General features: G+C 40.3%; 11 protein-coding genes. 2 read left to right on the top strand and 9 right to left on the bottom strand.

The window, feature by feature from the left end:
• Positions 1–81: 81 nt before the first annotated feature.
• From QZT69_RS12470 to QZT69_RS12460, 3 genes are all read right to left on the bottom strand, one after another.
• Positions 82–252 (bottom strand): hypothetical protein, encoded by a 171-nt coding sequence (locus tag QZT69_RS12470; protein ID WP_294674620.1) that lies wholly within the window; start codon positions 250–252, stop codon positions 82–84.
• Between the two features lie 15 nt (positions 253–267).
• Positions 268–519, bottom strand: a complete 252-nt coding sequence (locus QZT69_RS12465; RefSeq protein ID WP_294674618.1) for a hypothetical protein — start codon at positions 517–519, stop codon at positions 268–270.
• Between the two features lie 165 nt (positions 520–684).
• Positions 685–2,646, bottom strand: a complete 1,962-nt coding sequence (locus QZT69_RS12460; RefSeq protein WP_294674616.1) for a M1 family aminopeptidase — start codon at positions 2,644–2,646, stop codon at positions 685–687.
• 177 nt (positions 2,647–2,823) lie between these two features.
• On the opposite strand from QZT69_RS12460, the gene QZT69_RS12455 reads away from it, so the two are divergent.
• Positions 2,824–6,102 (top strand): ATP-binding protein, encoded by a 3,279-nt coding sequence (locus tag QZT69_RS12455; protein WP_294674614.1) that lies wholly within the window; start codon positions 2,824–2,826, stop codon positions 6,100–6,102.
• 70 nt (positions 6,103–6,172) lie between these two features.
• Here QZT69_RS12455 and QZT69_RS12450 read toward each other — a convergent pair whose 3' ends face one another.
• The 6 genes from QZT69_RS12450 to QZT69_RS12425 form a co-directional block, all read right to left on the bottom strand.
• Entirely contained in the window at positions 6,173–6,577 is a 405-nt protein-coding gene (locus tag QZT69_RS12450) for a GNAT family N-acetyltransferase (RefSeq protein WP_294674612.1), read from the bottom strand.
• 40 nt (positions 6,578–6,617) lie between these two features.
• On the bottom strand, positions 6,618–8,945 hold the full coding sequence (locus tag QZT69_RS12445; protein ID WP_294674610.1) for an alpha/beta fold hydrolase: 2,328 nt from the start codon (positions 8,943–8,945) through the stop codon (positions 6,618–6,620).
• Positions 8,935–9,474, bottom strand: a complete 540-nt coding sequence (locus QZT69_RS12440) for a hypothetical protein (RefSeq protein ID WP_294674607.1) — start codon at positions 9,472–9,474, stop codon at positions 8,935–8,937. The genes QZT69_RS12445 and QZT69_RS12440 overlap by 11 nt, the downstream gene beginning before the upstream one ends.
• A 58-nt stretch (positions 9,475–9,532) precedes the next feature.
• Complete coding sequence (locus QZT69_RS12435) at positions 9,533–10,159, bottom strand: hypothetical protein (protein ID WP_294674605.1); 627 nt, start codon at positions 10,157–10,159, stop codon at positions 9,533–9,535.
• A gap of 81 nt (positions 10,160–10,240) precedes the next feature.
• A complete protein-coding gene (locus QZT69_RS12430; RefSeq protein WP_294674603.1) occupies positions 10,241–10,534 on the bottom strand; it encodes a hypothetical protein in 294 nt (97 codons plus the stop codon).
• A gap of 83 nt (positions 10,535–10,617) precedes the next feature.
• A complete protein-coding gene (locus tag QZT69_RS12425) occupies positions 10,618–11,478 on the bottom strand; it encodes an SDR family oxidoreductase (RefSeq protein ID WP_294674600.1) in 861 nt (286 codons plus the stop codon).
• Between the two features lie 150 nt (positions 11,479–11,628).
• On the opposite strand from QZT69_RS12425, the gene QZT69_RS12420 reads away from it, so the two are divergent.
• Positions 11,629–12,012: a helix-turn-helix domain-containing protein gene (locus QZT69_RS12420; RefSeq protein ID WP_294674598.1), complete on the top strand. Its 384-nt coding sequence runs from the start codon at positions 11,629–11,631 to the stop codon at positions 12,010–12,012.
• Positions 12,013–12,216: the final 204 nt, after the last annotated feature.

Genomic DNA, 12,216 nt, shown 5'->3' with positions numbered 1-12,216 from the left:
GGTTTTAGGATGAAACAACCAAAAACAAAAATCCCCAGATCTGTTATGTACGGGGGATTTTTTATTTAATGTGAACAATTCTTAGTGATTGTGTCCGTCACCTTCTTTGTGCTCATGCCCATGTCCTTCAGTCGTAGAACAAAGTCCTTGAATCTGATGAAACACATCATGTAAGCCTGAAAGGGATTTCGTGATTTTTTTATCGCTTGCTCCATCTTTGATAGCTGCCTGCAATTTTTCACTGTCAGTCACCAATTGATCAACAGCTTATTTCATTTTTTCATTATCATAATCAGCAGGAAACTTCGATGCCTGAAGTGCCTTTGCTTTCTCAACCATGTCACCGATTAGTGTTTTGATTGGTTCCAGGTTTCCTTCCTCACTCGGATGGAATGTTTGAGCCATTACTTTGTGGAATTCTTTCAATTCTGGCCATTCTTGTTTGTTTTGTGCAGCAGCTTGATTTGCCATTGCAGCAAATCCAAAACCGACTAATAGTAATAAAGCTATTTTTTTCATGTTTTTCTTTTAGTTCCGTAAAATTAGGGATGATTTTGATACTTCATTTATAAATAACAATAAATTAAAACTTTCACTTACAGAATAAAATCATTCTAAATAAAATGAATTAAAAAAGTCGCTACCAATGGGATAGCGACTTTAGATCTTAGAAAAGAATATCTATCAACGTTTGATCAAGCGGCTGAACTTTTCTCCACTTGTTTTCGAAATAACCTGAAGAATATAAGTTCCCTGCGCCTGGGTTTTCAAATCAAGAGCTGTTATTCCGTTAAATTCTTTGGAAGTAATTACACTTCCTTTAGCATCCATTAAGACCAGGTTGTAATCTCCGGATGTGGTCATTTCGATGGTAATCGGTCCGTTGGAAGGATTCGGATACACGGAAATACGCGATTTATCCGCAATTTCTTCAATTCCTGCCGTAAAGTTCAGGTCTTTCACAATTCCCGCCGATTTATTACAAATCCAGTTGTCCGGGTCAATCTTCGTAATGTTTACGTAATTGGCAGCATTTGGAATTATGAATTGGTTTTGACTGCCTGTAATCTGGAAACGAATGGTGGTATCTGCAACCCCTGTTCTGTCGAAACGAAGTTCCAGGTCATTGGTAAACAAAGGAGTGACAGACGGTTTTGATGTTGTCTGGTTAATCTCCAGTAATAAGTCACTTCCTACATTGTTCCAGCGCACGGAATAAGTGGGGTATCCTTCCCCGAAATACCATTCTTCCAGGAAATTCGTTAAATCCAGACCGCTTTCGTTTTCGAACACATCTACCACCTCAATACCTGAAGCAACAGAATCGGCATATAATACCTGGTATGCTTTCAAAGCATCGTAGAAAACCGAATCATTGTTTATCAGGAAACGAAGCGTATGGACAATCGCCGCTCCTTTGTTGTAAACCAGCCTACCGGAAAAAATAGCACCTTCGCTCAGGGAATCTTCTACCCAGACAGATCCGCCCGACTGCGACATGATATCATCGTGTCTGTCAAGCATATCCTGCAATTCATCTCCGGGATACAGATTCTCCAGCATGATATATTCCGAATAGGAAGCAAAACCTTCGTTTACCCAGATATCGGCCCAGGAAGAGCAGGTTGCATGATCACCGAACCATTGGTGTGCCAACTCGTGGCAGGTCAGAGTGGGATTAAAGAATCCCTGTGTAGTCATTGTTTGATGTTCCATTCCCCCGGAAATAGGTGCCATGCAGTGACCGTACTTTTCATCTGCAAACGGGTACGGTCCGAACAAGTCAGCAAACAATTCCATAAAGTCAACTGTTTCATCAATATCGTCCTGGAAATTCGGAAGGGTAGCCGGGTTGTCGTAAATGAAATTTTGGATCAAAACCGGACCCGAACCTGCCGGATTGGCCGTTACGTTGTATTCTACATACTTAGCAACAGCTACCGAGATCAGGTAATAATCGATCGGATGTCGGTGTTTCCATTCGAAGCGGTGAGTACCGTTACCTAAATCAACCACTTGTTCCAAAAGACCGTTTGATCCTGCCTTACAATTTGAAGGAACAGTGATCCAAACCGCGCAGCTGTCGGCTTTGTCTTTCAGGGATTGTTTTACCGGAAACCATTCATAAGCTGCAAAGGGTTCTGATAACGACCAGGTAACCTGGTTTCCCCAGGAAGGAGAACTTTGATTGGTCATTCCGCCTCCGCCCAACGGATTGGTTGCCGCTGTAGGAGGTGTTCCGCTGTAATTTACATGAATCACAAAGTTTTCGCCCTGTAATTTGTTTACGGGAATTTTTAATGCGCTGTTCTGGCGGGAATAAGTAACCGGGTTTCCGTCGACCTCAATAGAAGAGATCACAAACGATTGGAAGAACTCTACCAAAGCCGTATCGAGATCTTCACGTGCGACAGCGTGGATTTCACCTGAGCCTGACAAAGTAGTTGTTGTATTCGTCATGTTCAGGTCCAGGAAATAATAATGGACATCGTATAATTCCGTTTGAGCAATCTGAGCAATGGTAAATGTATTGCTCTTCAATTGGGAATTTGTATGTTTTTTTACGGAAGAACATGAACCTTTTGAGTCTTGTGCGTGGTAAAAAAACGGAAGGAAAAGGAGAGAGAGGAGAATTTTGTTTTTCATAGTTTCGTTTTATTGCATCCGAATTTAAGGAATACTTCTCAAAATCGAGCGAAACTGTTAAAAAACAAGTAGCCAAATGCCTGATTCATTTAGTGTAAGGCGTAAATTATTCATTTTAGAAGGATGCGCTTGGAAATAATCCCTAATTTCACTCTTAAACGGTTGTTATTCAAAACTATGGGTTTCAAACCAGGAAAGATATTTAGCGGCACTTTCAAATTCGGATTACTTGTTTTACTTGTTTTCCTGAATAGTCCTGTTTCTTACGCTGATTCTCTTTCGTATGGGGAGAATTCCGCGACCAAAATGCTGAACCGGGCAAAAGAAATGGAGGACTCGGATATTTATTCAAGTATCGAACTTTTGTCAAAGGCAAACAGATTGGAAGAAACGAAGCTGCAAAAGGATTTAAAGTATGAGATTCTGCATCGGCTGGGTATTTATAATCTGCAGACAGGCAACCTGAAATCGGCAATAGATTTTGCATACCAGGCGCTTTCTGTTGCCGAACAGATGAAAGACCACCAGCGGATCGGGGAAGCGGAAAAAACAATCGGACAAATCTTCAAGAACCTAAGAGTATTCCTGAAAGCACGAAACCATTTCGATCGCGCCATGTCTGAATTCCGGACTGTCAAAAACATGAACGAATATTTTACCTGTAAAAGTTATGTAGGGCATTGTTTAACCGATTATGGATATGAGACAAAGAATACGTGGTACCTGGACAGGGCAGAGCTGGTTTATAAATCCATTTTGTTCGAAGCAAACACGAAGAAGTTTGATCATTTTATTTTATCGTCCAATAACAACTTGTCTAATTTATACCTGATTTATTACCAGTTAAGGAAACAGCAGTTTGATTTAACGATCAGCCGTAAGTATGCTGCAAAATGCATTGAAGGTTCACTGGAGATGAAAGATACGGTTAGTTATGCCGTTGGTTATTCCAATTATGGTGAAGCTTATGGGCTGGAAGGTCAAATAGATAGCTTGAAAAAGTACCTGGATTTTGCAAGGACGATTTACGTGCGAAAAAAAATGCCGGAGTACATTTACAGTAACTGCAGGCTCTTGATAAAATCCCATTTAACATATCGTCGGCTGAATGAAGCCGAAAAGCTGTTGAAGGAATATAAAACCTATATTGACCAGTTCCAGTTCCTGGCCGAATACAAAAACTATTACGAATATTACTCGAAACTTGAAAGCCTCAGAGGCAATTATAAAGCGGCTTATGAATACCGGATTAAATTCAATGAAAAAAGTGAGGAATATAGTGACGAAGTCAATGCGAAGGAATTGGTGAGGCTTCAATTTCTCTATGATCTGAATAAAAAAAATGAAGAGATTGCGATCCTGAACAAGAACAAGCGGCTTCAGAATGAAAACAATGAGAACCAGGTCGTTATTTTAAACCTGTTAATCGGGAGTATTGCACTTTTGATCATTTTGCTGATATTCATTTACATTCGTTATAAAGACCGGGTTTCCTCGAATGAAGTAATTCTTTCTAAGAACAAGCAGTTGGAGCGTTTGTCGATTGTAGCCAGTAATACGAATAACGGAATTAAGATCACGAACCCTCAGGGGATCATTTCATGGGTAAATGAAGGATTTGTCCGGTTATATGGCTGGGACTCTGCAGATGAGTTCTTTGAGAAAAAAGGAAACAGTATTTATAACTTGAGTGGTTTGACTAGAGCTGAAATTTCGGCTTTTATCGAGCATGCCATTGAGACAAAAGAATCAGTTGTTTTTCAAGCGTTTAAAGAATTAAAGAACCATGAGCAGAAATACATTCAGACCTCATTGACCCCGGTTTTTGATGAAAATGACGAACTGAAATTCCTGGTGTATGTAGATACGGATATCACGGACTTACTCGAAGCAAGGGAATTGGCAATACGGGAGAAACGAAAAGCGGAAAATGCATTGAAAACCCAGGAACTATTCCTTGCGAATGTGAGTCATGAGATCCGCACTCCAATGAATGGAATTATCGGATTAACACGACAGCTAAGTGATGAAAAACTTTCTAAAAACCAGCAGGAAATTGTCAATACGCTTGGGATTTCTGCAAACGGACTGCTGCATGTTGTAAATGATTTGCTGGATGTTTCCAAGATCAGGGCGGGGAAAATGTCTTTTGAATATGTCCGTTTTTCTTTGAGGGATCTTTTATCGACTTTTGTGAGTTCCATTGCTTACCGCGTTGAAGAAAAAGGTTTGTCCCTACACCTGGATTTTGATGAGAAGTTACCGGATTTTGTTATTGGTGATCCCGTCCGTTTGAACCAGGTTTTGCTGAATATTGTGGGGAATTCGATCAAATTCACGCTCCATGGAAGTATCACACTAAAAGTACATCCGGTTTATCAAAAAAATGGAATCGGTCGGATTCACTTTGAAATAAAAGACACCGGTATCGGCATCCCGATGCAAAAACAAGACTTTGTTTTCGAGAATTTCACCCAGTTGGAAGACCACCGTACAAGAACAACTTCGGGAACCGGTTTGGGCTTGGGAATTGCTAAGTCATTGATTGAAGCCATGGGTGGAGAGATCAACCTTGTTAGTAAGGAAGGGAAGGGAACAACACTTTCTTTCGAGCTGGATTTTGAACTGCATAACAAACATGTAGAAACCAAAAATGTCAGTAAAGAAGACATTGTACTGGTGAAAAACCTGGAAGGACTGCGTGTGCTTTTGGTAGAAGACAATACAATCAATCAGCGGGTTATTTTATATGACCTGAACAAGTGGAATGTTGAAGTAGAAGCCGTAAATAATGCCATTGATGCAATTACAGTTCTGAAAGACCGTCAGTTTGATGTGATCCTGATGGATTACTATATGCCTCGCATGGATGGAATGGAAGCAACCCGTTTTATTCGTTCCAAATTCCCCGAACCAACCTGTTCGATTCCGATTATTGCAATTACTGCTTCTGCTATGGTTGGTGATCAAAATAAGTTCATCGAAGCAGGAATGAATGATTACATTTCAAAACCCTTTAATCCTGAGAAGTTGTACCAGCTTTTGGTAAAATGGGGGTATCAGAACAATGTACTTTTCTCAGAAATTAAACATCCGGATAAGGAAGCAGAACCTTCTTTGATGGACCTTTCTATTTTGGAAGAACGGGCAGAGGGAAGTGAAGAGTATTTATTGGAAATGTACGGGGCGTATTTAGAAATGATGCCCCAGTATTCCATTGACCTGATTCATTTCTTTGAAGACGAGGATTGGGAAGAATTGCGCAAGCAGGCACATCAAATCCTGAGTCCGGCGCGTTTGTTTGGGATGAATATAACTTCAGAATTACTTCTTAAGCTAGAGAAAGATACACAGCTCAGCAAGGAAGAAATGAAAGCATTGGTTTCGAAAATTGTCGATCAGATCCAAATCTGCGGGAAAACCATCCGGGACCAGATGAGAAGAATCGAAAGTTAGGAAAGTTATCAATTATTAATTATCAGGAATGGATTCCCCTTGATAATTAAACCACTCATAATTGATCATTTCAAGTCAGTCCGTCTTCGTTCAGAATCTTGATAAAATGAAATCCCTTCGGCGAATATCCCTGGTTGTAATAAAACCGGTGAGCCTTGAAGTTATTGGTATATGCATCCAATACCATGATGTGGCAGTTTAAAGCAATTGCTTTTTCCTCGAGGTAATTTTGGATCAGTTTTCCGGCTCCTGTTCCTCTGGCTGATTGACACACAATGACATTGTCCAATTCCAGGTAAGGTCCGCACCATAATTTGGTTCCGAGCCAGTATCCGCTGATAGCAATGCACTCGTCATCATTAAAAACGCCAACCTGAGCGTAATTATTCGGGATCATATTCTCAAGCATAGACCGGTAGTTCTCCAATTCCAACTCCGGATATAATTCACGAAGAATGTTTAGATGAGGTAACATTTCCTCTAAAGTTTTTAATTCGCGGACGATCATAGTTTTCTTATTTCAAATTCGTTTCAAACAAGTCCAAAATCCTTCTGTATTCATCAATCCATGCAGGAGTAAATGTAAATCCATGTGCCTCGGTAGGGAAAATACTCAGTTGAAAATTGGTTTTCCCCAATTCAATAAAACGCTGATTCAGCCGCACGATATCCTGGAACTGAACGTTATCGTCAACCATTCCATGAAGCATCAGCAAAGGCTTTTTCAGATTCTCTGCAAAATAGATCGGACTGCTTCTTTTGTAAGCCTTCGGATCGGTTGAAGGATAGTTCAGGATATTGCTGGTGTATTCGTGATTGTAATGTGCCCAATCTGTTACCGATCGCAAAGCCGCTCCGCAATTGAACGAATCCGGAGTTTTCAGAAGTGCCATTAAAGTGATGAACCCGCCATAACTTCCTCCGTAAATACCTACGCGGTTCGAATCGATGGAATGGTTTTTTACCAGGTAATTTTTTGCGTCCACATAATCTTTCAGGTCGCGGTTTCCCATATCGCGGTAAATATCTGTTCTCCAGTTTCTTCCGTATCCTTCACTGGCGCGATAATCCGGATCAAGTACTGTATATCCTTTGGATAGCAGTAATTGGTGGAATAACATTTCACGCTGATAATGGCTCCAGTAATAATGTGCATTTTGAAGATAACCGGCTCCGTGAACAAACAATACCGCAGCTCCGTTTGGTTTATCCGGTGTGTATTTTCGGGAGTAAATCTGTTTGCCGTCGGAGGATGGAATTTGGATAATTTCAGGAGTCTGAAGGGGCAATTGATCGAATCCGGGAAGTGTACTTTTGGTAACCGGAACCAGTTTTTGTCCGGGTTTATTTGCAGCTATGCACAATTCCCACGGCTGCGTAGGTGTGGAATAGCGGATAGCCCATGTTTTTTCATCGGGAGAAAGTGTCCATTCAATCCCGAAATACCCTTCGAAAAGAGCTGTGACATTCCCTGAAACCAGATCCAGTTTATAACCGTTCCGAACTCCCGGATGGATTTTGTTCCCGATAAAATAGATCGTTTTTTTGTCGTTGGATAGGAAAGGGCTGCGTACTTCCCAGTTTCCTTCAGTAAGGGCCTTTTTAGTTCTCGAATTGCAGTTCATGCTGTACAGGTGCGAATAACCGCTTTCTTCACTTTGGAAGATGAAATCAGTTTGATTTACCCAAAAAAGGGTTCCTTCTTCCTCGTTCCATTCCGAGATTCCGGGGCCGCCGATCCAGGCCTCATCGTGCTGGTGTTCCAGTTCGGTCAGTTTTCCGGAAGCAAGATCAGCCAAACAGATCCAGCGGTCTTTGTTATCATACGAACGAATATCCACCAGTGCCTTGTTTTCGGTTGGATGCATAACTGCCTGGTGAAAACAGATTTCCCGGTCTTTGGAATAAGAACCGGTACTTCCATATTCGGCAAAGTATTCCGGTTTCTTGCGAATGTCCTTCAACGAAGCAGTATATACAAAGTAAACAGTGTCTTTTCGAATGTCAAAAATCCCCATTCGGGTATTTGGTTCCTTATCATTTACTTTCGGACGAGCCGGCCTGCGCTGTGTAAAACCATCTCCGGTTATGAACGATTCGTAATTCGTATTTGGTTCATCTGCGTCCATGACTAAAACAAAAGTGACGTAGCTCCCATCCTGGCTGATATTTATCCGGCTTACATATTCGTTCTTCGCATAGTAAATCCCTGCCGGTGTTACGCGTTTGGGTTGTTTTTCAGCCCATTGTTTCTTTTGTTCCTGCAATTGGATGAATGAAAAGAGTTCCTTTTGCTGTTGATAAAGAAAGCTGGTATCACTTTTTTCCGCGGGTTGGTTTCCCCGGATAAAATTGGTAACCTGGATAATGCTTCCTGCTACCTCGTTGTAACAAAACAAGTTGTTCTCAACCTGGAAGTAAACCAGGGGAGATTGATTGTTCCTGAAAACTGCTCCGATGGGTTCTTTGGCAGAGTAAAGAATAGTTTTTAATTTGGTTTTTGATGTATAACGGGCTAAATCACCATTGTCGTTAAAATAATGATTAACACCTAATTGCGTATGATTATCTAAAGCTGGAGTCCAAAACAAACGACCATCAGCAATCGGAACTTTGCGGGTATTTTTTTGCTTCAAATGATAGGCATACAAGCTTCTTCCTGGTTCTCCGTTGGGATTCCAGTCGAAAAGCACGGATTCATTATCCATTGCCCAGCGAATATTTTGCGGGGAAAAGCCTACAAACTCTTCTCCTTTCATGATTTCTTCCAAACGAATGGTTTGAGCGAAAAATGAATGGACAAAGAGAAAGCTTAGAACTGTGAAAAGGAGTTTATTGCTCATAATAAGGATGTTTGCGGTATTTTTTTTCAAAATTTCTGGCCATTGACTGCATAGAAGCTTTGGGATGATTCGAAATAACTTCAAATAGCGTCCTCAGTTCACGCATCAATTCCGGGTAAGCAGGTAAAAAATGCTTTTCAATCATTCGCAGAGAGTGATGTTTTAAAGCAGGAAGTGCTTCCGACTGATGCAGGAAATCGATTAAAAGATCCAGCAATTCTCCGTTTTCCGAACAATCGAACGGGGCGTTTACCAATGCGTTGGTGAGGTTGCGCTGCACGGAATGATTGGTAGTCTGAAGCAGGACCGAAACCATGGAGTCGAACTGTTTACGGCTCATAAGACCGGGATGTTTTTCGTAGAAATGCACAGCAATCCAGGAAGCATATTCCGGAAAAGGGTATTCTACGGATGCTATTTCATCAAAAATGGCCATTCTCAGGGTTTCATCTTTTGCCAAAACCGGTACCAATTCTGCAAAATTGCGGGTAGATTTGAATTCGTTTAAAAATGCCTGTGCCTGATTCATACCCAAAGAAAAGCATTCTCTTTAAAATGATTTCAATGAAGTGTTGAAAAAACCATTGTTAGAAGTCTTTCAGGAAATGATTGTCATTATTTACATAAACAATTTTAAGCTGTCCATCGGTTGTTAATTTGGCATTTTTCTGCACGTGTCGAAGAAGTCTTCTTGTTTGTCTTCCCATGAAACGGTTCCAGTGAACGATCACAAAATAATCTGTTTTACCGGGATCTATCTGTGCAGTTTTAGAAAGTGGAAGCAAAAACTGAATTTGTGTTTTTAAGCTGAGAAGACTGTCTGCAGGGGCCTGTTGTTTGGGTGGAAATACTTCAAATATTTCATTCCTGTTCCATTTTAGGTTCGGAAAACCACCGGCATAGCAATTGATTTGGAAGGATTCCAGTGTCCCGTTTTTGTTGTAATAAAGCGCCTGAAGCGGCTGATAGTGGTTTTTAATCTGTTGCTTGAATTTTGAAGTATCCAGTGAGAAAAGATACCTTCTGTAAGTGGAATCGAGTTGATAACTGTCTTCTGGTGGTATGTGGTATTTTTTTCCTGCCCTCAGAATACTTTTTTCACTCATTTCTTTCGGCATTTTCATTCCGTAAAGTCCTAAAAATACCTGCTTACAGCTTGTTAGAGCGAAACAGGCGACAAACAATAAAAACAGGGAATAAGAAATTCTTTTCATGAATTAAGCAGTGGATAATAAAAACTCATTTATCCAAATTTAATCAATTTCCGAATTGGGGCCTTCAGCCGATGCAGCGAATTACAAATTGTTTTTTCCGTTTCCCCGGTAAAATTTCAATATTGCTTTTCCAAAGATCAAAAATAACAGACAAGTACTTGCTGCTCCTAAAACAATTCCGTTTTTAAGGATTGTTTCAATTCCATGATTGATGTGGAATAAAACCATTGCGAGCACGAATTGTACTAGCGCATACCAAACGTTTGCAGCTGGTTTGTAGCCGAACATCCCTAAAAAACGCGTTTTTGTGATTCCGAGTACGAAATGGGGAAGGGAGTTCATGAGCAGAAAGCCGATGATAAAATCCAGAAACATATGAATAAGATATATGACCTTGAAAGTACAAAATAAAAAAGTCCGGACATTCATCGTCCGGACTTTAAAATCAACCGGGTTGATTATTGGTAAATTTCGCGGATTGCTTCATTCAATGAACTTGGCTTTCGTCCCAGAAGCTGTTCCAGATGGTTATTTGGAATATCGAAGTCGCCGTCTTTGGCTCCTGTTGCAAAGGCTAAAGAAAATCCGATCATGGCTTCCGGAACGCCTGCTCCATTTAAGGCTTTTGCGAATTCATCAGCTGAAACTGTATGGTATGCAACTGTTTTTCCGGTATGAGCAGAAAGCGCATTGGCCACATCCTGGAATGAATAACTTTCACCGTTCGAAATCTCATAGATCTTGTTCTCATGACCTTCCGAACTCAACACGTTTGCAAAAGCTTCGGCCATTTCTATTCTCAGAGAAAAAGGAACTTTTCCCTCTCCTGCAGGGAAATGAATCCCTGTTTCAAATACGTGTTCTCCGATAAACATTGGAAGGACATCTGCGTAGAGATTGTCGCGAAGGAATGTATAAGTTAATCCTGATTCCAAAATGTGTTTTTCGGTATCAAAATGATCTCCCATAATTTGTTTCAAAGCTGAATGCTCGAAGTTTTGCATGGAAACACCCGTATAAAGAATGTGTTTCACGCCGGCTTCTTTAGCTGCGTCGACTGCGTTTTTTTGTTGTCCCAAACGATCATTGAAATCGTTGGAAGAAATCAAAAGCAGTTTTTCAACTCCCCGGAATGCTTTTACCAATGAGTCTTTGTCATGGTAATCTCCGGTTCTTACATCAACGCCTAAAGCCTTTAAGTCGGAAGCTTTATTTTCATCACGTACCAAAACTGCGATGTTCCCTGAAGGGATTTTCTTCGAAAGAAATTCAACTGTTGCTTTTCCTAAATTTCCTGTTGCACCTGTAATTAAAATCATCTGTTCTATTTTTTAAATTGCTAATAAGTCCTGATATTCAGCATCAGGGTTTGTGCAACAAAGCTATAGATGCTTGCTATATAAAAAGAAGTTGTATACTTTTGTATAGTGATATCCTTTTGTATAGTTGGATGATTTAATTTTGCAGTTATGGAATACAAGATCAGTTTTGAAGAAGCAAAGGCGTGTCCTATCCAGTTCGTTTTAGCGATTAATGATACTTTGAATGTTATATCTGGGAAATGGAAAATACCGATTATAGCGACGATGTCATTCGGGAAGCAGCGATTTACCGAAATCCAGCGCAACATTCCTAAAATCACTCCGCGGATGCTTTCCAAGGAATTAAAAGAGCTGGAACTGAACGGAATTGTGAAACGTACCGTTTATGATTCCATTCCGGTAACTATTGAATATGAGTTGACAGAATCTGCCAAACAACTAAGTGATGTGATGAACAGCATGATACAATGGGGCATCAATCATCGCAGAGGAATGTTTGAAGACGGGATCAATGAAAAAATAGCCGGTTAATTTTAGAATTCATGAATTCATGTCTTCATAAATTTGTGAACAGATTTTAGATTAATGTATTGTTTTTCAGTGTTTTTAAATAGTGTAAGAACAACTAATCTATAGATCTGGTGAAACCTTCCTAAGTAGTTTTATCAGAAACGTTTTCGGAAGTGTCCATGTGTATGAATTTTGCCTTGTAATTCATGGAACTATCAAATGTAA

This window comes from uncultured Fluviicola sp. (assembly GCF_902168135.1).
Classification (GTDB): domain Bacteria; phylum Bacteroidota; class Bacteroidia; order Flavobacteriales_D; family Crocinitomicaceae; genus Fluviicola.
Note: the sequence above shows the minus strand (reverse complement) of the source record. Positions and strands in the feature narration are given on the sequence as shown.